The 22,953-nt window shown below is 68.8% G+C and carries 18 protein-coding genes and 3 pseudogenes; 7 read left to right on the top strand and 14 right to left on the bottom strand.

Features of this window, described 5'->3' with window-relative positions; genetic code table 11:
* The first annotated feature begins 2 nt into the window (after positions 1–2).
* On the top strand, positions 3–1,031 hold the full coding sequence (locus tag QQK49_RS12340) for an LLM class flavin-dependent oxidoreductase (RefSeq protein ID WP_284304181.1): 1,029 nt from the start codon (positions 3–5) through the stop codon (positions 1,029–1,031).
* 39 nt (positions 1,032–1,070) lie between these two features.
* Here QQK49_RS12340 and madM read toward each other — a convergent pair whose 3' ends face one another.
* From madM to QQK49_RS12320, 4 genes are all read right to left on the bottom strand, one after another.
* A complete protein-coding gene (madM, locus tag QQK49_RS12335) occupies positions 1,071–1,835 on the bottom strand; it encodes a malonate transporter subunit MadM (protein ID WP_284304180.1) in 765 nt (254 codons plus the stop codon).
* Position 1,836: 1 nt separating this feature from the next.
* The gene (gene madL / locus QQK49_RS12330; RefSeq protein ID WP_284304179.1) at positions 1,837–2,226 is read right to left on the bottom strand and encodes a malonate transporter subunit MadL; all 390 of its coding nucleotides are present in this window, start codon (positions 2,224–2,226) and stop codon (positions 1,837–1,839) included.
* A 76-nt stretch (positions 2,227–2,302) separates the two neighbouring features.
* Positions 2,303–3,814 carry a malonate--CoA ligase gene (locus tag QQK49_RS12325; RefSeq protein ID WP_284304178.1) on the bottom strand — a complete coding sequence of 504 codons (1,512 nt, stop codon included), beginning with the start codon at positions 3,812–3,814 and terminating at the stop codon, positions 2,303–2,305.
* Between the two features lie 100 nt (positions 3,815–3,914).
* Positions 3,915–5,252 carry a malonyl-CoA decarboxylase gene (locus QQK49_RS12320; protein ID WP_284304177.1) on the bottom strand — a complete coding sequence of 446 codons (1,338 nt, stop codon included), beginning with the start codon at positions 5,250–5,252 and terminating at the stop codon, positions 3,915–3,917.
* A gap of 122 nt (positions 5,253–5,374) precedes the next feature.
* Between QQK49_RS12320 and QQK49_RS12315 the strand changes: the two genes are divergently transcribed.
* On the top strand, positions 5,375–6,019 hold the full coding sequence (locus QQK49_RS12315; protein WP_284304176.1) for a GntR family transcriptional regulator: 645 nt from the start codon (positions 5,375–5,377) through the stop codon (positions 6,017–6,019).
* 27 nt (positions 6,020–6,046) lie between these two features.
* Here the strand turns inward: QQK49_RS12315 and QQK49_RS12310 are convergent, their stop codons facing one another.
* Complete coding sequence (locus QQK49_RS12310) at positions 6,047–6,175, bottom strand: hypothetical protein (protein WP_284304175.1); 129 nt, start codon at positions 6,173–6,175, stop codon at positions 6,047–6,049.
* Between the two features lie 309 nt (positions 6,176–6,484).
* On the opposite strand from QQK49_RS12310, the gene QQK49_RS12305 reads away from it, so the two are divergent.
* The 4 genes from QQK49_RS12305 to QQK49_RS12290 are packed head-to-tail and all read left to right on the top strand — an operon-like array spanning position 6,485 to position 9,394.
* Positions 6,485–6,733, top strand: a complete 249-nt coding sequence (locus tag QQK49_RS12305) for an AbrB/MazE/SpoVT family DNA-binding domain-containing protein (RefSeq protein WP_018021349.1) — start codon at positions 6,485–6,487, stop codon at positions 6,731–6,733.
* Positions 6,730–7,659, top strand: coding sequence for an ABC transporter ATP-binding protein (locus tag QQK49_RS12300; RefSeq protein ID WP_087484690.1), 930 nt, complete (start codon positions 6,730–6,732; stop codon positions 7,657–7,659). The genes QQK49_RS12305 and QQK49_RS12300 overlap by 4 nt, the downstream gene beginning before the upstream one ends.
* Positions 7,656–8,408, top strand: a complete 753-nt coding sequence (locus QQK49_RS12295) for an ABC transporter permease (protein ID WP_018021351.1) — start codon at positions 7,656–7,658, stop codon at positions 8,406–8,408. The genes QQK49_RS12300 and QQK49_RS12295 overlap by 4 nt, the downstream gene beginning before the upstream one ends.
* Positions 8,405–9,394 carry an IS481 family transposase gene (locus QQK49_RS12290; RefSeq protein ID WP_194559708.1) on the top strand — a complete coding sequence of 330 codons (990 nt, stop codon included), beginning with the start codon at positions 8,405–8,407 and terminating at the stop codon, positions 9,392–9,394. Before QQK49_RS12295 ends, QQK49_RS12290 begins: the two co-directional genes overlap by 4 nt.
* Here the strand turns inward: QQK49_RS12290 and QQK49_RS12285 are convergent.
* From QQK49_RS12285 to QQK49_RS22835, 3 genes and pseudogenes are all read right to left on the bottom strand, one after another.
* Positions 9,391–9,588 carry a hypothetical protein gene (locus QQK49_RS12285; protein WP_284304174.1) on the bottom strand — a complete coding sequence of 66 codons (198 nt, stop codon included), beginning with the start codon at positions 9,586–9,588 and terminating at the stop codon, positions 9,391–9,393. The genes QQK49_RS12290 and QQK49_RS12285 overlap by 4 nt on opposite strands.
* Positions 9,564–10,565 (bottom strand): aminotransferase class III-fold pyridoxal phosphate-dependent enzyme, encoded by a 1,002-nt coding sequence (locus QQK49_RS22840; protein ID WP_348536262.1) that lies wholly within the window; start codon positions 10,563–10,565, stop codon positions 9,564–9,566. The genes QQK49_RS12285 and QQK49_RS22840 overlap by 25 nt, the downstream gene beginning before the upstream one ends.
* Before the next feature lie 366 nt (positions 10,566–10,931).
* Positions 10,932–11,557, bottom strand: a pseudogene (locus tag QQK49_RS22835) (phosphotransferase); the annotation flags it as partial.
* Positions 11,558–11,828: 271 nt separating this feature from the next.
* On the opposite strand from QQK49_RS22835, the gene QQK49_RS12270 reads away from it, so the two are divergent.
* Positions 11,829–12,842, top strand: coding sequence for an ERCC4 domain-containing protein (locus QQK49_RS12270; protein ID WP_284304171.1), 1,014 nt, complete (start codon positions 11,829–11,831; stop codon positions 12,840–12,842).
* Positions 12,843–12,874: 32 nt separating this feature from the next.
* Here the strand turns inward: QQK49_RS12270 and QQK49_RS12265 are convergent, their stop codons facing one another.
* The 6 genes and pseudogenes from QQK49_RS12265 to QQK49_RS12245 all read right to left on the bottom strand — a co-directional run bounded on the left by QQK49_RS12265 (position 12,875) and on the right by QQK49_RS12245 (position 22,868).
* Positions 12,875–14,356 (bottom strand): MFS transporter, encoded by a 1,482-nt coding sequence (locus QQK49_RS12265; RefSeq protein ID WP_284304170.1) that lies wholly within the window; start codon positions 14,354–14,356, stop codon positions 12,875–12,877.
* 63 nt (positions 14,357–14,419) lie between these two features.
* Positions 14,420–14,659 (bottom strand): WapI family immunity protein, encoded by a 240-nt coding sequence (locus QQK49_RS12260; RefSeq protein WP_284304169.1) that lies wholly within the window; start codon positions 14,657–14,659, stop codon positions 14,420–14,422.
* 53 nt (positions 14,660–14,712) lie between these two features.
* Positions 14,713–14,934 (bottom strand): annotated as a pseudogene (locus tag QQK49_RS23300) (WapI family immunity protein); the annotation flags it as partial.
* A gap of 98 nt (positions 14,935–15,032) precedes the next feature.
* Positions 15,033–19,198 (bottom strand): annotated as a pseudogene (gene glgB, locus QQK49_RS12255) (1,4-alpha-glucan branching protein GlgB).
* On the bottom strand, positions 19,198–20,895 hold the full coding sequence (treS, locus tag QQK49_RS12250) for a maltose alpha-D-glucosyltransferase (protein WP_284304168.1): 1,698 nt from the start codon (positions 20,893–20,895) through the stop codon (positions 19,198–19,200). The pseudogene glgB and the gene treS overlap by 1 nt, the downstream one beginning before the upstream one ends.
* Positions 20,892–22,868, bottom strand: coding sequence for an alpha-1,4-glucan--maltose-1-phosphate maltosyltransferase (locus QQK49_RS12245; RefSeq protein WP_431310535.1), 1,977 nt, complete (start codon positions 22,866–22,868; stop codon positions 20,892–20,894). The genes treS and QQK49_RS12245 overlap by 4 nt, the downstream gene beginning before the upstream one ends.
* Between the last annotated feature and the right edge of the window lie 85 nt (positions 22,869–22,953).

The raw sequence follows: 22,953 nt of genomic DNA, 5'->3' as shown, positions 1-22,953 counted from the left end.
TCATGACCGCGCGCACACCCCTGTCCCTCGTCGACTTCTCGAGCTTCTCCGACGGCGAGCGTCCCGCTGACGCATTTCGGCGGTCCGTCGAGATGGCCCGTACGGCGGAACGCCTCGGCTACTCCCGGGTGTGGTACTCCGAGCACCACAACACCTCGTCGGTGGCGTCCGCCGTCCCGGCGCTGGTCATCGCCCACGTCGCCGCCCAGACCTCGACGATCCGGCTCGGTGCGGGAGGCGTCATGCTGCCCAACCACGCGCCCTACCTCGTCGCCGAGCAGTTCGGCACCCTAGAGGAGATGTACCCCGGTCGCATCGACCTGGGCCTCGGGCGGGCACCCGGGACCGATCGCACGACCCTCGCCCGCGCCCTACGCCGCCCGCTCGACGGCGCCGCGAGTTTCCCGTCCGACATCCTCGAACTCGCCGGCTACCTCAGCGGTGAGTCCCTCCTCCCGGGTGTCCAGGCCGTCCCCGGCCGGGGGACGGTGCCGCTCTACGTCCTCGGATCCTCGCTCTACGGAGCACGACTCGCGGCGAAACTCGGGCTTCCGTACTCCTTCGCCTCGCACCTCTTCCCGCCGATGCTCGAGCAGGCCGTGGCCCTCTACCGTGACTCCTTCGAGCCGTCGGCCGTGATGTCCGAGCCGTACGTCATCGCAGCTCTCAACGTGACCGCCGCCGACACCGAGGGAGACGCGAGGCGGATCCAGCGGGACATGGTCGGTCAGCACGTCCTGGCGATGCACTTCAACGGGCGCGCCGCCGACGACGAGGAGATCGCCCGGTTGATGGATTCACCTGCCGGTCGGCACTACGCCTCGATGCTCGACCACTACGGCGTCGGCACCGGCGAACAGGTCGCCGAGTACCTCGCCGCCTTCGCCGAGCAGGCGCAGGCCGACGAGCTGATGCTCCTGGTCAGGGGCCCGGACACGGCCACGAACAACCGCACCCTCGAACTCGTCGCCGACGCGTGGGGACTGAACCCCGACGAGACCGCAGGCGACCCGACGACCTGGCGCCGCTGACCTGTGCGGACCAGGAGGGTGCGCGCCCCCTGCGCCGGCTCAGCCGCCCATGATCGCGCGGATGACCAGGTAGATCAGGGACGGGCCCAGCAGGCAGCCGAGGCCCGTGTAGAACGTGGCGGTCATCGCGCCGTACGGCACGAGTCGCTTGTCCGTGGCCGCCAGCCCGGCGGCCACGCCACTGGTCGTGCCCATGAGTCCGCCGAACGCCATCGCCGACTTGGAGTTGTTCAGACCGATGTACGGGGCCATCAGCGGGGTCCCCACCATGACGAGGACCGCCTTGATCAGCCCGGCGGCCACGGACAGCGCCATCACCCCCGAGCTCGCGCCGAGGGCCGAACCGGTGACCGGTCCCACGATGTACGTGGCCGCTCCGCCGCCGATCGTCGCCATGCTGACGGCGTCGCTGTACCCGAACAACAGGGCGATGATCGCGCCGAAGAAGAAGGACACGAGGATGCCGAGCAGCCGGGACACGACGCCGGCCAGGCCGGCGCGCCGGATCTCCGCCAGGTCGACGCCGTACGCGGTCGACACGATCGCGAAGTCGCGGAGCATCGCCCCGCCCATGATGGCCATCCCGGCGAAGACGGGGATGTCCGCCAGGCCGTGTTCACCGCCGGTGACGGTGCCGCCGACGTACGCCAGGACGAGGCCGATGATCACGGCGACGGCGGAGCCGTGCAGCCGCCCGCGCGTCAGGCGGTCGGACAAGAAGTAGCTGGCCATCATGATGAGGCCGACGACGAGGAACGCGAACAGCAGGCCGTTCTTGGTCAGGACCGTGGTCAGGAGTTCCATGTCAGTCCACCTCCGTCGACGGGGGCAGTGGGTCGGCGCGTCCGCCGATCCGGGACAGGACGGGAACCAGGGCGGCGCTCAGGAGCGTCGCGCCGACACCGGCTGTCAGCGCCACCGGGCCGCCGGCGACCGCTGCGACGACGTTCTGGATGGCCGCCATGGCGATGACGATGGGGACGTACATGGCGCTCCAGAAGAGAACACCCTGTTCGCTGAGCGGCGCGAACTTGCCGCGCTTGCGCAGCCGGTCGGTGACGAAGATGAGCAGCAGCATGGCGAAACCGACTCCGCCGACGTTGGATTCGACGCCGACCAGGACGCCCAGCAACTCACCGACGAACATGCCCGCCAGCAGACAGGCCGCCAGCACGACGACTCCATAGATGATCATGTCCGGTCTTTCCAGGAGGAGGGGGACGAGCGGGCCGTCTCCGGCGCTCCGCTCGAGGGGCGGGTGGAGGAGGGTGTCATGTCGAGTACAGGTCGGCGTAGGTCTTGCGGAGCTCGGCCTTCTGCACCTTGCCCATGACGTTGCGGGGCAGCTCCTCGACGGTGAGGACGCGCTTGGGCTGCTTGAAGCGCGCCATGCTCCCCGCGAGGGCGGCGATGATCTCGTCGGGGTCGACGTGTTCACCGGCCTTGGGCACGACGACCGCGGTCACGCCTTCGCCCAGGTCGGCGTGGGGGAGGCCGATCACGGCGCTCTCCAGGACGTCGGGCAGGGCGTCGATCGCGTCCTCGATCTCCTTGGGATAGACGTTGTAGCCGCCCGAGATGACGAGGTCCTTGTCGCGGCCGACGATCCGCAGATATCCGTCCGCGTCGATCCGGCCCATGTCGCCGGTGATGAAGAATCCGTCGTCGCGGAACTCCTCCGCGGTCTTCTCCGGCATCTGCCAGTACCCCTCGAAGACGTTCGGTCCGCGCACCTCGACGATGCCGATGCCGCCCGTGTCGACCGGGGCGCCGGTCTCGCGGTCGGTGACGCGGATCTCCACGTCCCGCAACGGCATTCCGACCGCGCCCGCGATGCGCTCGCCGTCGTAGGGGTTGGACGTGATCATGCACGTCTCCGTCATGCCGTAGCGCTCGAGGATCGTCTGGCCCGTGCGCTCGGTGAACGCACGGTGGTCCTCCGCCAGGAGCGGCGCCGATCCCGACACGAACAGGCGCATCCCGGCCGTCGTCTCGGGCGAGAGCCGCTCGGACTTCAGCAGGCGGGTGTAGAAGGTCGGTACGCCCATGAGGACGGTCGCGTCCTGCATGAGGTCGATGGCCTGCTCCGGGTCGAACTTCGACAGGAAGATCATCGTGGCGCCGGCGGCGATCGCCATGTTCGCGGCGACGAAGAGCCCGTGCGTGTGAAAGATCGGCAGGGCGTGGATCAACCGGTCGTCGGCCGTGAAGCGCCAGCACTCCAGGAGCGCCGCGCAGTTGGAGGCCAGGTTGCCGTGGGTGAGGACCGCGCCCTTCGACCGGCCGGTCGTGCCCGAGGTGTAGAGGATCGCGGCGTGGTCGGCCAGGTCGCGGTCGACGGCATCGGTACGGGGAGTAACTGATTCGGTGCGAGCGATCAGTGAGCCGTCGCGGTCGGCGCCGAGGCTTTCCACGGCCATCGCGTCGTGCGCCCGTGCCCGATGATCGACCAGCGTCTCGGGCGAGCAGACGAACAGTCGCGGCGAGGCGTCCTCGAGAAAGTAGTCGATCTCCGACCCGGTGTAGGCGGTGTTGAGGGGCAGGAAGACGCCGCCGACCTGCAGCGTGGCCAGGTAGAGGCAGATCGCCTCGGGGCTCTTGTCGACCTGCACGGCCACCCGATCACCGGGTCGGACGCCGATGTAGGTGAGCGCACCGGCGAAACGCTCGACGACGTCGCGGGCCTCGGCGTAGGTGATGTCCGGGCGGCCGGGGCGTTCGAACAGGGCCTTGTCGGGGTGGGCCTGGGTGGAAGCCAGAAAGCTGTCGTGAATCGTGGGCATGGCGAATCCTTCGATGGTTCGGCGTCCGAGGGACGTGGGAGCGAGAACGAATCGGGGCGCCGGCGGATGGGTGCGCCCCGGTGGGGACGGGTGCGCCTGATCAGCGCCGAAGCGCGTCGGCGAGCCGGTCGGAGTGCGCGACCGTGCCGTCGCGCACGAAGGCCTCGTGCTGGGCCTCGATGGCCGCCGGTTCGTAGTGGTAATTGATCATCAGGCCGTGTGAACGGCGCAGTGCGGTGGGCGACAGGTCCGCCGGCCAGTTGACCCGCCACGCCGATGCACCGTTGCCCAGGTGGAAGCGGGCGGTGGGATCGACGGGTCGGCCGCGGTCGTCGCGGGCGGTGACGATGTAGCGCGCGGCAGCCCCTTCCACCAACGGGCGGAGTTCGGCGATCGCTGCGGAGTCCGACACCCAGTCGCCGGCGGAGAGTCGGGCGCTGAGTTCGGCGTCACCCGGATCCGTGCTCGCGCCCAGCCAGGCCGCGAATCCCGGTGCGGGCGAGAGGGTGACGAACGTGCGTAGACCGGGTAGTTCGGCGGCGAGGTCGGCGACCACCTGCTTGATGAGGAAGTTGCCGAACGACACTCCCTTCAGCCCGGCCTGGGTGTTGTTGATCGAGTAGAACACCGCGGTGTCGGCGTCGACGGGCTCCTCCGGCACAGGGGCGGTGAGGATCTCGGCGATGGAATCCGGCACCGAGCGGGTCAGGGCGATCTCGACGAAGATCAGTGGTTCATCGCCCGTCGCCGGATGGAAGAAGGCGTCCAGCCGGCGGTCCTTGGGCTCAAGGCGACGTCGCAGGTCGTCCCAGTCGCGCATCGGATGGACGGTCTCGTACCCCATGATCTTCTCGAGCGTGGCCGCGGGCGTCGACCAGTCGATGTGACGCATGCGCAGGAATCCGCGGTTGAACCACGAGGCGAACAGGTGGGCGAAGTCCTGATCGACCGCGGCCAGCGTCGGATCGTCCCGCTGGGCCTGCAGGAGGTCGGCGCGCATCTGCACGAGGCGCGGAGTCGCTCCGGGAGTGAGGTTCAACCGGCGCAGGAGCTCCTGTCGTCGGGGTTCGACCACGGCCACCAGCTGCGCCGTGTGGACCGCGGACGGATCGCCCGACCACGCCTCGTATGCGCGGTGGACGTCCTCGTCGTCGACCCCGAACTCGTCGCGGAGCAGGGCGAAGAACGTTCGGCGCCCGTCCTCGTCGAGCTCGGAGTAGGCCGTCAGGGCCTGTTCGGCGACGGCGATCCGCGCCGCGTCCCCGCCCCGGCCCATGAGGGCGGTGGCTGCTGCGGTCACCCGCTCCAGCGGGGAACGGGCGAGCGCCTGGGCGGTCACCTCGTCCCGCGACATGGATGCAGGCACCCCGCGCGTCCAGGTGCGTCGGGTGATGGCCTCGACGAAGTCGACGAGGTAGGGCACGCGGTTCTCGGCCATGAGACACCTCCTGCGTTCGGATATATATCAGTGACTCTGTTATATACAAGAGGTCATGCGTTGGGTTTAACAATGGCTCGCTCGTATGCTGAGAACGACCGGGAACGACGGGAGGGGGCGCCATGGCCACGACGCCGGCGGCGCAGAAGATCCGCCACGCCTTGGAGAACGCGATCGTCGACGGGACCCTGTCCCCGGGGGATCGGATCGACCCGGACGCCCTCGCGGTGACCTACCGATGCTCGCGCACGCCCGTCCGCGAGGCCCTGCATGCGCTGGAGGCCTCCGGGCTCGTGCGGGTGATGCCCAAGCGGGGCACGTACGTGGAGGAGTTGTCGGTCGCTCAGCTCACCGAGCGCTTCGAGGTCATGGCGGAGTTCGAGGCGCTGTGCAGCCGTCTCGCGTGCCGCCGCGCCACCGCGGAGGACGTCACCCGTATCGACGCGGCGCTCGCGGCCTGCGATGCCGCTGCGGAGGCGGGCGACCCGGATCGCTACTACCACGAGAACACCGCGTTCCATCACGCCATCTATGCGGCCGCGCACAACGAGTTCCTCGAGCGGGAGGCATTGCGCCTGCAGGCGATGCTGCAGCCCTATCGGCGTCGCCAGCTCCGTGCGCTCGGCCGCGTCCGGCAGTCCATGGGTGAACATCACGCCATCGCCGGAGCCATCCGGGCCGGGGACGAGGACGAGGCCATGCGCGTCATGCGCGGACATGTGCTGATACAAGGTGACCGTTTTCGGGATCTGGTGGCGACGCGCTGATCCGGACCACAGAGCTGCCCTGCAGGATCACCTGGGCGGTGGGGAGAGTTCATCGGGTGGGCTGTGGAGGATCTCGCGGCCGAGTTGTCCGTCGTCCTCGGGCGCCGGGTCGACCTCGTATCCCGCCGAGCCGTGCACGAAACGGATCCGCGACACGGTCCTCGGTGAGGCGCGGGTTCTGTATGCGGCGTGAAGTGCTGCTCGTCGCGGAGATGATCGACGCCGCCGAAGGGGCCATGACCATCGTGGCCGGCCTCGACCGTGGCCGGCCTCGACGCCGATGCCCTGGCGACGGCTCAGCTGGACCTACCGCCCTTCACCGACCAGCTGCGAGGAGTCCTGTCCGGCCTGGAGTCGGAGGAGGGCTAGCTGTACTGACCGGACACGTTGATCGACTACATGCCGTGAGGTCACCTCCTGGTTGGTGCCACTTGTTATACTTGTGGCACCAACCAGGAGGTCAGCATGGACATGGATCAAACGCCCCCACCGGGCAAGTACGCCGCGACGGTCAAGGTCGGCCCCAAGGGACAGGTCGTCATCCCCAAGGGTGCGCGGGAGCTCTTCGATATTCACCCGGGCGACACCCTGCTCCTGCTCGCTGACGCGAACCAAGGGATCGCTTTGATGCGCCAGGAGACGCTCGATCAGATCGTCATGCAGGCGATGCCTAGCCATCAGGCCCCCGTGGACTCCGAGGGTGATGAGGGATGAAGAATGTCGTGAGCTGTGCGGCTGTCAGCCGCAACTTCGGCAGCTTCACTGCCCTCGAAGACGTCTCCTTCAAGGTCCGCGAAGGAGAGATCTTCGGGGTCGTGGGCCCGAATGGTGCTGGTAAGACGACCCTGTTGAACTGCCTGGAAGGACTGGACCGCCCCTCGTCTGGGCACGTCGAGGTGCTCGGCTGCGACCCCATCAAGGACCAGCACTCGTTGGCTCAGCAAATTGGGGTCCAGCTGCAAAGCGCGGCCCTGCCACCTCGCCTCACTGTGCAGGACGCCCTCGAGCTCTACTCCGCCCTCTACGAGCGTCCGCGGCCTTGGCGCGAACTGCTGAAGGATCTGGGGATCAAGGACAAGGCCAACGCCCGCGTTGACAGGCTCTCGGGTGGGGAGCGTCAACGAGTGTTCGTCGCCCTCGCCTTGATCAACCGTCCCCAGCTCGCCTTCTTGGACGAGCTCACCACCGCTCTCGATCCTCAGTCACGTCGAAACATGTGGGACACCGTCGAGCACGTCCGCGATAGCGGTGCAACGGTCGTTCTCACAACCCACTACATGGAGGAGGCCGAACGGCTATGCGACCGTGTAGCCATCATCGACCACGGCCGGTTGGTTGCTTTGGACACAGTGGCTTCCCTCATCCAGCAACACGCCGGCGAAACCACGGCGAAGCTCATCCTGTCGGCGTCGCCTAGCGCAGAGTTCGACCTCAACGGAGTTCCTGGCGTGACCAGCGCTCGAACAGAGGGACGGGAACTGACCATCCGCGGCACTGCGGACGGGCTGCAGGGCGTCCTTGCTGCACTGGCGGCACACCGCATCACCGTAACGAGCATGAGCACGACGACCCCCGGCCTTGAAGACGTCTTCCTGGCCCTCACCGGTCGACACATCACCACCGAGGAGCAGGCGGCATGAACGCATATCGAGCCCTTCTCAAAGCCCTATGGCGCTCCCAGCGCCGCGACCCTGTAGGCCTGTTCTTCTCTTTCGGTTTCGCGCCGGTTTTGGTGCTGGCCTTGGGTGTGATCTTCGGTAACGATCCGCGACCGGAGTTCGGTGGACGGGGATTCCTCGATGCGACCCTGCCCGCCTTCGCCTCTCTTGTTCTCGCCATGACCGGGGTCCTCCAGGTGCCCGTGGCGATGCTGACCCTTCGTGACACGGGCGCACTCCGACGCCTGAGTCTTACGCCGCTGCGTCGTTCCACCTTCATCGCAGCGAGCCTCACCGTGCACTTCGTCGTAGGTATTGCGGGCATGCTCACCGCTTTGGCGATTGGGATCGGGGTTTTCGGGGTGCCCATGCCTAGCCACGTCCCAGGTGTCCTGGCCGTGTGCCTCATCGGGCTCAGCACCTTCCTCGCAGTGGGTTGCGCGCTTGCTGCGCTCTATCCGTCCGCCACTGCCGCTACGGGCATAGGGAACGTGCTCATGATCCTGCTCATGCTCACATCCGGAGCCTTTACGCCATTGGCGGCGATGCCGTCGGCGATTCAGCAGATCGTTAAGTATTCACCCGTCCGTTGGTTCGTCGAAGCCGCTCAACACGCGTGGGACGGCGACCCACTAGCCGCCATGATCATGCCGGTGTTTCTTCTGTGCGTTGTACTCGCCGTCGCTGCTCTCGTTGGCCGGTGGCGCTTCCAGTGGGAGCCGGTCCGATGACGACGCACGCGAACGCCGCTCTCACACCTCGCCACCGACTCAAGGTCGCCCGCCTCGTCGTCGACGAAGGATGGCCGATCAGCGAGATCGCAGCCCGGTTCCAGGTGTCGTGGCCCACCGTGAAGCGTTGGGTAGACCGCTATCTGTCCGGCGAGTCCATGCAGGACAGGTCCTCGCGCCCGAAGAACTCACCGACCAAGACATCGCTCGCGGTCACGAAGCGCTGTATCAGCCTGCGAATGAGGCTGCGAGAAGGACCGGTTCAGCTCGCCGTGCGCGTCGGTGTCGCTCCATCGACCGTGCACCGCATCCTGCGCTCGGCTCGATTGAACCGACTTGCTTACCTCGACCGCGCCACTGGCGAGCTAGTTCGCCGGTACGAACACCGCTACCCTGGCTCCCTCGTCCATGTAGACGTGAAGAAGTTCGGGAACATCCCCGATGGCGGTGGCTGGCGCTACGTGGGCCGCCGCCAAGGAGAGAAGAACCGTTCCGCCACCCCCGACAAGCCGAAGAACAAGTGGCGCGATCCCAAGCTCGGGTACGCCTTCATCCACACCGTGATCGACGATCACTCACGAGTGGCGTACTCCGAGGCCCACGACGACGAGACCGCCACCACTGCGGTCGCTGTGCTGCACCGTGCGGTCGAGTGGTTCACCGATCGTGGCGTCACTGTCGAACGAGTCTTATCAGACAATGGCGGTGCCTACCGCTCGCACCTGTGGCGCGGCACCTGCGAGGAGCTGTCCATCACCCCGAAGCGGACCCGCCCCTACCGGCCGCAAACCAACGGCAAGGTCGAACGCTTCCATCGCACAATGGCCGACGGATGGGCTTACGCTCGCTGCTACACCAGCGAGCAGGAGCGTCGCGACGCACTCGCTGACTGGCTCCACCACTACAACCACCACCGGCCGCACACGGCCTGCGACTACCAGCCGCCCATCTCCCGATTGACCAACGTCCCCGGTCAGTACATCTAGAGGGCGCCCAACGCATCCGCCAGCAGGTCGACGAACAGGTCCGCGTGCGTGTGCTCCCACACCAGCGGCGGCCGGACCTTGAGCGTCGCGCCGCCCGGCCCGGTCAGACCGGCCAGTGCGCCCCGCTCGACGAGCAGCTCCACGAGCTGGGCACCCGTGTCGCGAGGGGTCAGCCCGTCGCGGTGAGGAGCCACGATGTCGACGCCTGCGACGAGACCGACGCCGCGCACCTGACCCAACAGGGGGAGGTTTCGGCGAGTGCCGCCAGGCGGTCGACGAGATGCGCGCCCACCTCGACGGCCTGCTGCGGGAGCTCGCGTTCGGCGAGCACGTCGAGCACCGCCAACCCGGCGGCGGCCGCCGCCGGCGTCGCCGCGAAGGTGGAGAAGTACTCGTACTTCTCGGCGAAGCGATCCACGAGCTCACGGCGGGTGATCATGGCACCGATCGGGTACCCCGCGCCCATCGGTTTGCCGAGGGTGACGAAGTCCGGCGTGACCTCCGCCTGACGGAAGCGCCACAACAACGGGCCGGTGCGTCCGTAACCGATCTGCACCTCGTCGGCCAGGTAGAGCGCCCCGGCCTCGCGAGTGGCGTCGGCCAGGCCATGGAACCAGTTCGCCGGAGCGTCGTGCACGCCCTCGCTCGTGAAGCCCGAGTCCGCCAGCAGCAGGGCCGGACGGTGCCCGCGTTCGGCCAGGTCGGCGGTCGCGTCCCGCACACCTCGGGAGGCGGTTTCGGCGTCCTGACCCGGTCCCCGCGGGGCGGGGAATCGTGCGACCCGGGAGGGCCGGTGTCCGGGCGGCCACTCGTTGGAGCTGAGGTCGGCCATCCACTTGGTGGTGCCGTGGTAGGAGCGCTCCACGATCAGCGCGCCGTCGCCACCGGTGGCCTCGGTCGCCAGCCGCCAGGCGAGTTCGTTGGCCTCCGTGCCCGACGTGGTGAACAGGCAGGTGTCCAGGCCGTCGGGCATCGTCGCCAGCAAGCGCTCAGCCAGCTCGACGATGCCGGCGTGCAGGTAACGCGAGTTCGTGTTCAGCCGGTTCAGCTGCCGGGTGATCCGGTTGGTCACGACGGGGTCGCCGTGCCCCACGACGGCGACGTTGTTGTACGCGTCGAGGTAGCGGCGACCGTCGGCGGCGACGAGCCAGGGTCCGTCTCCCTCCACCATGTGCAGCGGCTGCCGGTAGAACAGGGGCGCGGCTCGCCCTCCCATCGCGGCCGCGCGCCGAGCGGGCACCTCCTCGACCGGGATCGCGGGATCTCCGGTGCCGGCCAGGCGGTGGAAGCGTGCCGCGAGTTCGGCCGGAGTGAGCGCGGTGAGCGCGCCGAGCACGCGCTCGTTGGCGGCGTCGTAGCGGGTGATGTAGTCGGTGTTGTCCACGTGCACGGCCGCGCGCGTCCGCGAGATCAGCGTGCTGACCACCATCCGAGCCAGGATGAGCTCACCCAGAACGTCCACCTCGGCGCGGGTCAGGAGTCGATGCCGCTGGTAGCCGCGGAGGTACGCGCCGGCCAGCTGCCAGGTCGTGCAGGGCTGCTCGGCCGCCGTGTTGCGCAGCACCGAGGTGAGCGACGCCGCGACGTCGGCGACGAACGGTGTGTGGTGCATGTCGCCGAAGTCGACGATGCCGGTGATCGCGCCGTCGGTGACCAGCACGTTCGTGAGGGTCACGTCCGCGTGTTGCACCGCGGCGGGCAGTACACGGGTGGCGGCCATGGCCGGCTCGAGCCGGGCGACCAGGGCAGCGAGGGGATCGTCGTCGGTCATGTGCCCGGAGGCCCGGCTCCGCTCGGCGACGGCACCCACCTGGCGCGGATCCCAGTCGAGGCCGCGTCCCCCGCGGCCGGGTGGAAGAAACCCGCCAGCGCCTGGCTCATCCGTGCCGTGACGCGCCCGACCTGCTCGGCCAGGTCTTCGTCGATCGGCAGGCCCTCCGACATCTCTCCCGGCACGATCGTGATGAGCCGCACGAGGCACCGTCGCCCCGTGTCGTCGGTGATCTCGTGCAACAGTTCGCCGGCCCGGTCCGGGACGGTGCGCGGGACCGGAAGATCCGGATCGGCCTCGGCGACGTGCGCCATCGCCGCCACCTCCATCTCGACGATGGCATCGGGTTCGGCCGGGTTCGTCACCTTGAGCACGTAGGCGTCGTCCACCATGACGTTGAGGTCGCGCTCACTGGGCAGAGCCTTGAGCACGTCGGCCGCCAATCCCCAGGAGCCGCGCAGCAGTTCGATCCTCCGCACCTCGCTCAGTCGCGGGGCTTCCTCGGACATCAAGTCGCCGTCGACTCGATCCACCATGGCCCACTCTAGGCCGGGGCCCGCCCGCCCAGGGTCCGCCGAGTCGTGGCGTTGTCGGAGCCGGGAAGACTGTCGATCAGCCGCGCCGGCGTCCCGATCCGGCCGGCAGCGTCCTAGGCTTTCCACCGTGACCGACGATTTCGTCATCGCCGTCAATCCCGAAGAGGAGACGACGCTGCCCTACCTCGTGCGTCTGCCGCTGGGGCGCGAGGGCGTCGTGCTCAAGGTCAAGGAGGTCTGGCCGCGCACGGCCAAGGTGTACTGCCACCCCACGACCTGGCCCGCCGACCCCACCATCGTGCAGCGGGTTCCGGTGCGGTCGTGCACCCGTCGCGGTGCGTCGATCGACCTCGTGCTCGACCGCAGTCGGGAGAACCGGTCGCAGTTCGTGTTCACCCGCGTGCGCGGCGGCCGTGAGGCGATCTTCTGGCAGAGCAACCGCACCGCCAAGATGGCCCGTCCCGGACTGACCGTCCCGACGGCCCGCGCGAGCGGCATCGCGGACATGACCATCCTGGTCGACTCCCACGAACGGTACGGCTGGCGCTTCGCGGCCCAGAAGGCGACGACGGTCAAGCGCCACCTGGACGTGGGGGACTACGCGGTCGAGGCCGACGGTCGGGTGGTCGCCGCCGTGGAACGCAAGTCCCTGGACGACCTCGTCTCCACCCTGACGAGCGGCCGGTTGCGCTATGTCCTCGCCGAATTGGCCACGGTGGGGCACGGCGCCGTCGTCGTCGAGGATCGCTACTCGGCCGTGTTCGGGCTGAAACACGTGCGGCCCTCCTCCGTCGCGGAGGGACTCGCGGAGTGCGCCGTGCGCTTTCCCGGTGTGCCGGTGTTCTTCGCGGACTCCCGCCCACTGGCGCAGGAGTGGACCTACCGGTTCTTCGGCGCCGCCCTCACCGAACAGGCGGCCGGCATCGACGCCGAACGTCGAGTGCTGGCGCTGTCCTCGGCCGGGCCGCTCGCCGCGGAGGTCGGCGACAGCAGCGCACGTCGCGGCACGCCCGCGCAGGTCGCCGCCCAGCCCACACCCGCGCAGGTCCGGCGATGGGCCGTGAGTGTGGGGCTGACCGTGTCCGATCGGGGCCGGATCCGTGCCGACGTCCTCGAGGCCTACCGCCGCGCCCACGCGTGAGGGGCAGACGCGGGGTGGTCAGTCGGGGGCCGTCAGTCTCGTAGGGGTGCCTGTGGTGGAGCAGCAGCCTTGGCCGCCAGGTCCTCGGCACGTGTGCGTGCGTAGGCGGCGGAGACCTCGCGATAGACCGGCGTGAGGAACGCGAGCAGCGCGGCGGCGACGATGAGGGCGCCGGCGCCGAGGAAGATCAGCGCGATGCCGCGCGAGGTGCCTGTGCCGAGCAGTGGTTCGAGCGCCACCGCGCCGTGAGGGGTGCGGGCGAACGGGATGATCCAGAACTGCGCGATGGGGGCGATGAGGAAGGCCGTGATCGGCGCGGCTCCCGCCTCGAACGCCCCGGCGAAACCGAAGACGCGACCCTGGCGTTCGAGGGGGACGACGCGCTGGATGACGGTCTGCTCGCCGGCTTCGACCAGCGGCACGATGGCCATGTAGAGCCAAATGCCGAGGACGTACAGCCAGGCCCATTCGCGGATGGCGAAACCGGCGCCGATGACGCCCATGACCACGACCCCCAGCAGCATCGTGCGCAGCGGGTTGGGGCCGAGTCCGAACTTGCCGACGAGCGCGCCACCCACGAGGAATCCCGTCGAGGCCAGCGCGAAGACGCCGCCCCAGGCCTGCACCGAGAACAGTTCGAGGCCGTATGGGTCCATGAGCGCCATGTAGACGCCGCCGACGAAGTTGTTGAACGTGGAGAACAGGATGAGCGCGAACAGACCGGCGACCGCACTCACCGCCCGCCACGAACCCGCGAGGTCGAAGGCGCCCTGGGCGTCGCCGGCGGCCGGGCGGCGCTCCTCCGGCATCCGGAGGGTCAACAGGTGGGCGAAGGCGATGGCCGTGAGCGTGAGGGCGACCACCTGCGTCCACCCCATGCCGAGAAAGCCCACCGACAACCCGGACAGCACCGAGGTGACCATGAACGCGATGCCCTGCACCATGCCGACCAGGCCGTTGGCGTTGGCGCGTTCCTCGGGGTCGACGAGGATCGTGACCGTGGTGGACAGGGCGATGTTGCGCAGGTTTTCCACGACGGCGCCGGTGAGGACCACGAACGCGAACGCCCAGAACCACGGCCGGTCGAGACGGACGAGGGAGTCGACCGGCGTGGCGAGGTAGATCCCGCCGGCCACCGCGAAGGCGGCGAGGGTGAACCCGCCGGCGAAACGCATGACCGCGAGCTTGCGAAACCGGTCGACGAACGTGCCGAAACTGATGCTCGTGACCGCGATGAGCAGCATGAACGCCCCGCCGATGACGCCGGTGGCGATGACGTTGCGGGTGGCCAGGTAGATCCAGAACGTGAGTGCGAACCACAGATAGCTCGTGGTGACGTTGGCCAGGGCGGTGTTGAGCAGGATCTGCCAGAAGGTGCGCCGACGCTCGGCCGGAGAGCGCACGGAGGTGTCGACAGCGGTCGGATCGAGGAGATCAGGGGTGGTGGCGCCGGGCACGGCACCGATGGATGGTGCCGTGGGTTCGGTGGAGGACCGAGGGTCCGATGCGCTCATGCGTTCACGGTAGCCACCACCACCGACACCCGTTCAACGCTTTTCTTGCGGTGTGGGATCAGCTCAGACCTGGGGGCCGGGTCCCCGCACGGGAAAGCTCTCCAGCTCGGTGTTCCACTCCAGGAGGGCCGATTCGAGGGTCTCCACCGGGCATCTCATCTCGACCCAGTACGCGAAGATCTCCGGCTTCTCGGTGCCGGTCGCCCACGGGGGCAGGGCCTCGAGCGAGAGGTGCACCCGCAGGGTGACCGCCGTGGTGTCCCGCTCCGCGAGGCTGAACGCGATGACGGGCTCGAGGAACACGGCCCCCGCTCGTCGTCCTCGTCCAGCGGCGCCGGCCGAACCTCTCCCGCGATGACACCCTCGAGCCACGCCCCGAGCCGCCGGCCCTCGAACGTCGTGAGACAGGGGTCCGTGAACGCCCAGGAGCGGCCGTCGGCCAGGACGACCTCGCCGCGCACGGTCAGCCAGTTCGCATCTGCATCCCAGACGTCGTCCGCCACGGGGGGCACCGTCTCGAACTGATACCCCAGGGGCCGCAGCGTCACTCGGGCGCCGTCGAGCGAATCGAGCCTCATGGGACCGACCCTGACACACCCGCCTGAACACCTCACCCCACGACGACGAACGCGGGCGCCCGGATCATCTCCGGACGCCCGCGTTCACCACGCTTGCGTCAGCTCAGGCCCTCGACCCGTTCGGTCTCGCTCTCGGATCCCGTGCGTGGTTCGCGCAGTTCGGATTCCGACAGGCTGCTGCGGACGGGTTCGTCCTCGACGACCGGCGTGCGGCTCAGCTCGGGGCGCGGGACGCCCGGGGTCTGAGCCTGCGCCTCATCACCGTCGCCGTTCTCGACCGGCTCGAACCACACCGCCGACAGCTTCTGCATGGTGATGAGCGCTGAGTACGGCTGACCGTGCCACGGCACGTCCTCGGCCGTGACCTCGCCGAGGTTGCCCACCCCGGCTCCGCCGTAGACCTCCGAGTCGGTGTTGAGCACCTCGCGCCACACGCCCGGACGGGGAGCCCGATCCGGTACTGGTGGTGCTCCATGCCGCTGAAGTTGATGACCGAGGCGATCACCGCACGGTCGCCCCGCTCGTCCGCCTTGCCGAAACGCAAGAACGAGTAGGTGTTTCCGCTCGCGTCGTTCGCGTCGATCCAGGAGAAACCCTCGAAGTCGTTGTCGAGCTCCCACAGCGCCGGCCGCGAGGAGTACAGCCCGTTGAGGTCGCGGATCAACGCCTGCATGCCGCGGTGCGGCTCGTGCTCGGTGAGCCACCAGTCGAGGCTACGGGCGTCGGCCCACTCGCTCTCCTGCGCGAACTCGCTACCCATGAACAGCAACTGCTTGCCCGGGTGGCTCCACATGAACGCGTAGTAGGCCCGCAGGTTGGACAACTGCTCCCACCGGTCGCCGGGCATCTTGCGCAGCATCGAGCCCTTGCCGTAGACGACCTCGTCGTGGCTGATCGGCAGGACGAAGTTCTCGCTGTAGGCGTACACCATGGAGAACGTCACCTGATGGTGGTGGTACTGGCGGTAGATCGGCGCCAGCTCCACGTACCCGAGCGAGTCGTGCATCCAGCCCATGTTCCACTTCAGACCGAACCCGAGTCCGCCCATGTACGTCGGCTTGGTGACTCCGCCCCAGCTCGTGGACTCCTCGGCGATCGTGACAGCGCCGGGGTAGCGGCGGTACAGCGTCGCGTTGGTCTCCTGCAGGAGCTGCACGGCCTCGAGGTTCTCGCGACCACCGAACTGGTTGGGGTACCACTCGCCGTCCTCGCGCGAATAGTCGAGGTACAGCATCGAGGCCACCGCGTCGACCCGCAGGCCGTCGATGTGGAACTCCTCGATCCAGTAGCAGGCGTTGGCGACGAGGAAGTTGCGCACCTGCGGACGACCGAAGTCGAAGATGTAGGTGCCCCAGTCCTTGTGCTCGCCGCGCCGGGGGTCGGCGTGCTCGTACAGCGGCTCGCCGTCGAACCGGCCCAGGGCGAACGCGTCCTTGGGGAAGTGCGCCGGCACCCAGTCGAGGATGACGCCGATGCCCGCCTGGTGGAGCTTGTCGACGAGGTAGCGGAACTCGTCGGGGGAGCCGAAGCGGGAGGTCGGGGCGTAGTAGCCCGTCACCTGGTAGCCCCAGCTCGGCCCGTAGGGGTGCTCGGCCACCGGGAGGAACTCCACGTGGGTGAAGCCCAGGTCGGAGACGTAGTCGACGAGCTGCTCGGCGAGTTCGACATAGGACAATCCCTGACGCCACGACCCGAGGTGGACCTCGTAGGTGCTCATCGGGCGGTTGTGCGGCTCGACGTGCTCGGCCCGCTCGTCCAACCAGGAGGCGTCGTTCCACTCGTACCGCGACTGCGTGACGACCGAGGCCGTGGCCGGCGGGCACTCCGTGGCGCGGGCCATCGGGTCGGCCTTGGCACGCCAGTACCCGTCACGGCCGAGGATCTCGTACTTGTACCGGGTGTTCTCGCCCAGCCCCGGCACGAACAGCTCCCAGACGCCGCTGCTCCCGAGCGCCCGCATGGGGTGAGCCCGGCCGTCCCAGCTGTTGTGGTCGCCGACCAGGCGCACCGCCCGGGCATTGGGCGCCCACACGGCGAACGAGGTGCCGTGCACCTCGCCCAGCTCACCCCCGGGATAGTCGCGCAGGTGGGAGCCGAGGACCTTCCACAGCTCCTCGTGGCGCCCCTCCCCGATGAGGTGCAGGTCGATCTCGCCGACAGTCGGCCAGAACCGATAGGGGTCGTCCTGACGCAGTTCCTCGCCGTCGGCGTAGGTCACGAGCAAGCGGTAGGCGCTCAGCCGGTCGTCGATGTGCGCGAGCCAGACGCCCTCGTGCTCGTGGACCATGTCCTGCCGCTTGCCACCGGGCAGTTCGACCACGACGGAGCGGGCGAGCGGGCGCAGGGCCCGGATCGTGGTGCCGTTCCCGTGCGGGTGAGCACCGAGGATGCTGTGGGGGTCGCCGTGTCCGCCGCGTACGAGCAGGTCGATCTCGTGCAGATGCACGTGCCGGGCTCCGGGGACGACGGCCTCCGGCGGCTCCTGCTCGGCGACCGAGGTATCGGAGGGGTCAGAGGCCTCAGAGGCCTCGGAGGTGTCGGAGGTGGCCGAGGCGATCGCGCCGGTCGAAGCAGCGCTCACCTCGGGGGTCTCCCCGGCGTCCGGTGACGCGGTGGGGATCTGGTCGGTCGAGTCGGCGGGCTCGGTCGACCCGGTGGGGTCGATGCGTCCTGTCGTGGGGTCGGTGGGTTCGGACACCGGCGTCACGCTCCTTCGGGCGGTGGTGGTGTCGGTCCTCGGACCGTCGGTCGGGGTGTCGACCGCTGACTGGTGCTGCTCACAGAGGGCCTGGACGGCACCGGCGGGGATGCCGACCCAGGCGGGACGGTTGCGGGCCTCGTAGACGACCTCGTACAGAGCCTTGTCGAGTTCGAGTGCCGCGAGCAATGCCGCGGTCTGCGGGTCGCGGGGGTCGGCCCCGTGACGGGCGTAGCCGTCGAGGAACGCCTCCCTCGCGGCGTCCGCCCAGGCGCGACCGTCCTCGGCGCTCGCACTCGGGGCGTCGTCGCCGGAGTCGGCGTCGCCGGAGTCGGCGCTCGCGGAGTCGTCAGAATCAGCCCGGCGTGAGGCCTCCTCGGCGATGATGCCCGCGACGTAGTCGAACGAGCGCAGCATGCCGGCGACGTCGCGCAGGGGCAGATCCGGCTCGATCCGCTCGGACATCGGTCGCAGGGGCTCGCCCTCGAAGTCGAGGACCACCCAGCCGCGGTCGGGCACATCGAGCACCTGGCCCAGGTGGTAGTCGCCGTGGATGCGCTGCAGCGCCGACCATTCGGCCTCGACACCGCGGTTCTCGATGGCCTCGATCTGCCGCTCCAGGCCGCGCAACTCCTCGTGCTCGGCCAACGCCTCGCTTCTGCGGTCACCGAAGGAACGCCGGAGGTTCTGCTTCTCGGAGCGGCCGGCGTCGTGCGTCGGCAGCGCGGAGGCCAGGGCGACGTGGATCTTGGCCGTCGTCTCGCCGAGCGCCCGCGCGCGGTCGGTGAAGTCGGTGCCGCTGCGCGCGGCCCCCAGGGCGACCCGCCACGCGTCCTGGGTGCCGGGCAGGAACTCGCTCGCGAACGCGAACGGACCCGCCGCCTGCGCGCCCTCGACCTCGGGGTCGCGCCAGACCCCGGAGACCGACCCCAGCGGTGCCGGCACGAGATCGCTACCGGCCTGGGCGAGGGCGGTCTGCAGCTCGACGTCGGGGTTCTCCCCGTGCTGCAACACCCGGAAGAGCTTGCAGATCACGGGCAGCGAGCTGCCGTCGGCCGTCTGCGTCTCCATGATGATCGAGGTGTTCGACTGCTCACCCGTCATCACCCTCGAGGCCGTGACCGTGCGGGTGTCGGAGGGGTCCAGCGGCCGGCCCGTCGTGTCGCCGTCGAGGGTGTAGGACTGCGTGGCGTGCTGGGCGCGGTCCTCACCCGTGAGCAGCGCCAGCAGGCGAGCGGTGAACACCGGGTCGTGCGGGGCGTCGTAGACGTATCGGGTGCCCAGCACGCTGTGCTCCAGGGTGCCGATCAACGCTCGCTCGGCACCGACCAACGGGGCGTCGCGATAGGTCACCGGTACCTGGTAGACCACCGGCGTCGGACCCGACTCGTCGGCGACGATCAGCGTCTCGATGCCCACCTCGCCCTCGGGGTCGTCGAGCCGGTAGCCACCGAGCCGACGGAGCACCGGGGTGCGCGTGCTCGTGTACCAGCGCTGGAACCCCATCCAGCGTTCGAGGAGTTCGAGTTTGGTCGGGAAGAGTGCCGCGTCGTAGATCTTCGCCATCACGCCACCGCCACGGCGAGCCAGAAGAAGTCGCGCGAGCCCAACGTCAATGTGACGCTGCCGTCGTCGCCGACCGTGGGAAAGCCCGTGCCGCCGAAGAGGTCCTTGAGGCTCGCGCCGGCGAACCGCTGCGGCAGCCGGATCGTGCCCGCCTGCGGACGGGACGACACGTTGTTGACGCACAGGACGACCTCGTCGACGTCCTCGCCCCGATCGTCGAGCTCACGGACGAACGCCAGCAGCGCGTCGTTGTCGACCTCCTGCACCTCGAACGTGCCGAGGCCGAACACCGGGTGCTCCTTGCGGATGTGCAGCATCGCCCGCACCCAGTGCAGCAGCGAGGAGCTGTGCGCCATCTGCGCCTCGACGTTGACGTTGTTGTGGTGGTAGACGAGTGACTGGATGACGGGCAGGTAGAGCTTGCCCGGGTCGGCGGTGGAGAAGCCCGCATTGCGGTCGGGTGTCCACTGCATCGGGGTACGCACGGCGTCGCGGTCCTCGAGCCAGATGTTCTCGCCCATGCCGATCTCGTCGCCGTAGTAGAGGTACGGCGAGCCCGGCAGCGACAGCAGCAGCGCGTGCATGAGTTCGATCTCGGCGCGGCTGTTGTCCAGCAGCGGAGCGAGCCGTCGACGGATGCCGACATTGGCGCGCATCCGGGGGTCCAGGGCGTACCAGGAGTACATCGCCGAACGCTCCTCGGGCGTCACCATCTCCAGGGTCAGCTCGTCGTGGTTGCGCAGGAACGTGCCCCACTGGGTGCCCGGGGGGATCGGCGGGGTCTCGGCCAGCACGTCGATGATCGGCGTCGCCTTCTCCTCACGCAGCGAGCGGAACAGGCGCGGCATCACGGGGAAGTGGAAGCACATGTGGCATTCCGGCCGCTCTTCGGTGCCGAAGTAGTCGACGACCTCGTGCGGCATCTGGTTGGCCTCGGCCAGCAGGATGCGGCCGGGGAACTCCTCGTCGACCATCTTGCGGATCTCGGCGACGTAGTCATGCGTCTTGGGGTGGTTCTCCCCGTTGTGCCCCTCCTCCTCGAAGAGGTAGGGGATCGCATCCAGCCGGGCGCCGTCCACACCGAGCTCCATCCAGAACCGGACGACGTCGAGGATCGCTTCGCGCACCTGGGGGTTCTCGAAGTTGAGGTCGGGCTGGTGGGAGAAGAACCGGTGCCAGAAGAACTGCCGGCGCACGGGGTCGAAGGTCCAGTTGGACACCTCGGTGTCGACGAAGATGATGCGGGCGTCGCCGTACTTCGTGTCGTCGTCGCTCCACACGAAGAAGTCGCCGTACGGGCCCTCGGGGTCGGAGCGGCTCGCCTGGAACCACGGGTGCTGGTCGCTGGTGTGGTTGACGGGGAAGTCGATGAGGATGCGGATGCCGCGCGCGTGTGCCTGCGTGATGAGTTCGCGGAACTCCGGCAGGGTGCCGAACTCGGGCAGCACGGCCGTGTAGTCGCTGATGTCGTACCCGCCGTCGCGCAGGGGTGAGGCGTAGAACGGCGGGATCCACAGGCAGTCGATCCCCAGCCACTGGAGGTAGTCGAGCTTGCCGATGAGCCCGGTGAAGTCACCGCTGCCCGAGCCCTTGGAGTCGGCGAAGCCTCGGACGAGGGCCTCGTAGAAGACCGCCGTGCGGAACCACTCGGGGTCGTAACCGATGCCCTGGCTGTGCTGAAGGTGGTTGGCTGTCATCGGTCTTCGAACCTCCGGACGTGGATGATGTGCACGGGCTCGGCGTCCACACCGAGGCGCACGTAGTTGTGCTCACCCCACTGCCACGACTGCCCCGTGATGAGGTCCTTGGCCACGAAATCGCTGCCCGGCGTGAGGCCGAGTTCGTCGAGGTCGAGGTGGACCCAGGTCTCGCGGGTGGTGTGCGGGTCGAGGCCCGCCACCACGATGATCGTGTCCTCCTGCCCGCCCATGACGCGCCGCTTGGAGAAGCACAGGACGGTGTCGTCCTCGACGGTGTGCGCGCGGAAGTTGCGCAGGTGGTGCAGGGCGGGGTGCTCCCGACGGATCTCGTTGAGCTTGCGCAGCCAGTCGGCCATCCACAGCTCGCCCTCGCGGTCACCGCCGGGGGCGTAGCGCTCCCACTCGCGGTTCTTGAACTGGTACTTCTCGTTGTCGATCTGCTCCTCGACACCGGGCCGCGGCACGCTCTCGAGCAGCTCGTACCCGGCGTAGATGCCGTAGGAGGGCACGAGAGTGGCAGCGAGGGCCGCGCGCAGCTTCCACGCGGTGGGCCCGCCGAACTGCATGTACGGCGTGAGGATGTCGTGCGTCGTCGGCCAGAAGTTGGGGCGCATGTACGCGGCGGCCGGGCCGGACAGCTCCTCCATGTACTCGACGAGCTCGTCCTTCTCGTTGCGCCACGTGTAGTAGGTGTAGCTCTGCTGGAAGCCGACCTTGGCCAGCGTCGCCATCATGGCCGGCTTGGTGAACGCCTCGGCCAGCCAGATCACGTCGGGGTGCTCGGCGGCCACGTCGGCGATGAGCCACTGCCAGAACTGCACCGGCTTGGTGTGCGGGTTGTCGACGCGGAAGATCTTGACGCCGTGGTCGATCCACACCTGGATGACACGCCGCACCTCGGCGTAGATGCCCGCCGGGTCGTTGTCGAAGTTCAGGGGGTAGATGTCCTGGTACTTCTTGGGCGGGTTCTCGGCGAACGCGATCGTGCCGTCGGCGCGCGTGGTGAACCACTCGGGGTGCTCGGTAACCCAGGGGTGGTCGGGGGCGCACTGCAGGGCGATGTCGAGGGCGACCTCGAGCCCGTTGCGCTCCGCCTCGGCGACGAAGAAGTCGAAGTCGTCGAAGTCGCCCAGGGTCGGCTCGATGGCGTCGTGGCCGCCGTCGACGCTGCCGATGGCGTACGGGCTGCCCGGATCCTCCGGCCCGGCGGTCAGGGTGTTGTTGGGGCCCTTGCGGTTGACCTTGCCGATGGGGTGCACGGGCGTGAGGTAGATGATGTCGAAGCCCATGTCGGCGACGGCCGGCAGACGGTTCGCCGCCGTCCGCAGCGTGCCGGTGACCCACTTCTGCGTGGACTCGTCGAAGTAGCAGCCCTCGGAGCGCGGGAAGAACTCGTACCAGGCGCCGTAGAGCGCCCGCTCGCGCTCGACCAGCAGGCTGAACTCCTCGCTGGGGGAGACGTAGTCGCGCAGCGGGGTGGCGGTGAGCTCGTGGGCGACGTCGCCGGCGATGCCCGCACCCAGGCGCTCGTCGACCGTGCGGGACGTGTCGCGCAACCCGGTGACCGCGGCGGTCAGCAGAGCACGGGCCCGCTCGGAGCGGTCGGTCTCGGCGAGGCACCGCTCGATGACGCGGGCGCCCTCCTCGAGCATGACCTCGACGTCGACGCCCGCCTCGATCTTGATGGTGGCGTCGTGGTTCCACGTGGCGTACGGGTCGGACCACCCCTCGACCCGGAAGCGCCACAGGCCGGTGCGGTCGGCGCGCACCGTGGCGTCCCACAGACTGAGCCCCACGTTGCGGCACGTCATGGGGACGAGGTGCTCGGTGCCGTCCGGAGCCGTCAGGACGACCGAGGCGTTGACGGCGTCGTGGCCCTCGCGGAACACCCGCGCGGAGACGACGACGTCCTCCCCGGTCACGGCGGCGGTCGGGTAGGCCCCACCGTCCACCACGGGTTCGACGTTCATCACGGGGATGCGGCCGAGGGGACGTCGCTGACCGGCCTGCTCGAGGATCGGGGACGTGGGAATCGAGGTCGAGGTTCTCACAGTG

Origin of the sequence: Mobilicoccus caccae (genome assembly GCF_030161635.1) — a bacterium.
In the GTDB taxonomy this organism is placed as follows: Bacteria; Actinomycetota; Actinomycetes; order Actinomycetales; family Dermatophilaceae; genus Mobilicoccus; species Mobilicoccus caccae.
Note: the sequence above shows the minus strand (reverse complement) of the source record. Positions and strands in the feature narration are given on the sequence as shown.

Excerpts from the sequence above, each read along its gene's own strand:
- madL (WP_284304179.1), bottom strand. The coding sequence starts at position 2,226 with ATGATCATCTATGGAGTCGTCGTGCTGGCGGCCTGTCTGCTGGCGGGC.
- QQK49_RS12315 (WP_284304176.1), top strand. The coding sequence starts at position 5,375 with ATGGCCACGACGCCGGCGGCGCAGAAGATCCGCCACGCCTTGGAGAAC.
- QQK49_RS12325 (WP_284304178.1), bottom strand. The coding sequence starts at position 3,814 with ATGCCCACGATTCACGACAGCTTTCTGGCTTCCACCCAGGCCCACCCC.
- QQK49_RS12290 (WP_194559708.1), top strand. The coding sequence starts at position 8,405 with ATGACGACGCACGCGAACGCCGCTCTCACACCTCGCCACCGACTCAAG.
- treS (WP_284304168.1), bottom strand. The coding sequence starts at position 20,895 with ATGACAGCCAACCACCTTCAGCACAGCCAGGGCATCGGTTACGACCCC.
- QQK49_RS12320 (WP_284304177.1), bottom strand. The coding sequence starts at position 5,252 with ATGGCCGAGAACCGCGTGCCCTACCTCGTCGACTTCGTCGAGGCCATC.
- QQK49_RS12305 (WP_018021349.1), top strand. The coding sequence starts at position 6,485 with ATGGACATGGATCAAACGCCCCCACCGGGCAAGTACGCCGCGACGGTC.
- QQK49_RS12295 (WP_018021351.1), top strand. The coding sequence starts at position 7,656 with ATGAACGCATATCGAGCCCTTCTCAAAGCCCTATGGCGCTCCCAGCGC.
- QQK49_RS12340 (WP_284304181.1), top strand. The coding sequence starts at position 3 with ATGACCGCGCGCACACCCCTGTCCCTCGTCGACTTCTCGAGCTTCTCC.
- QQK49_RS12300 (WP_087484690.1), top strand. The coding sequence starts at position 6,730 with ATGAAGAATGTCGTGAGCTGTGCGGCTGTCAGCCGCAACTTCGGCAGC.
- madM (WP_284304180.1), bottom strand. The coding sequence starts at position 1,835 with ATGGAACTCCTGACCACGGTCCTGACCAAGAACGGCCTGCTGTTCGCG.
- QQK49_RS22840 (WP_348536262.1), bottom strand. The coding sequence starts at position 10,565 with ATGGTGGAGGGAGACGGACCCTGGCTCGTCGCCGCCGACGGTCGCCGC.
- QQK49_RS12265 (WP_284304170.1), bottom strand. The coding sequence starts at position 14,356 with ATGAGCGCATCGGACCCTCGGTCCTCCACCGAACCCACGGCACCATCC.
- QQK49_RS12245 (WP_431310535.1), bottom strand. The coding sequence starts at position 22,868 with ATGAACGTCGAACCCGTGGTGGACGGTGGGGCCTACCCGACCGCCGCC.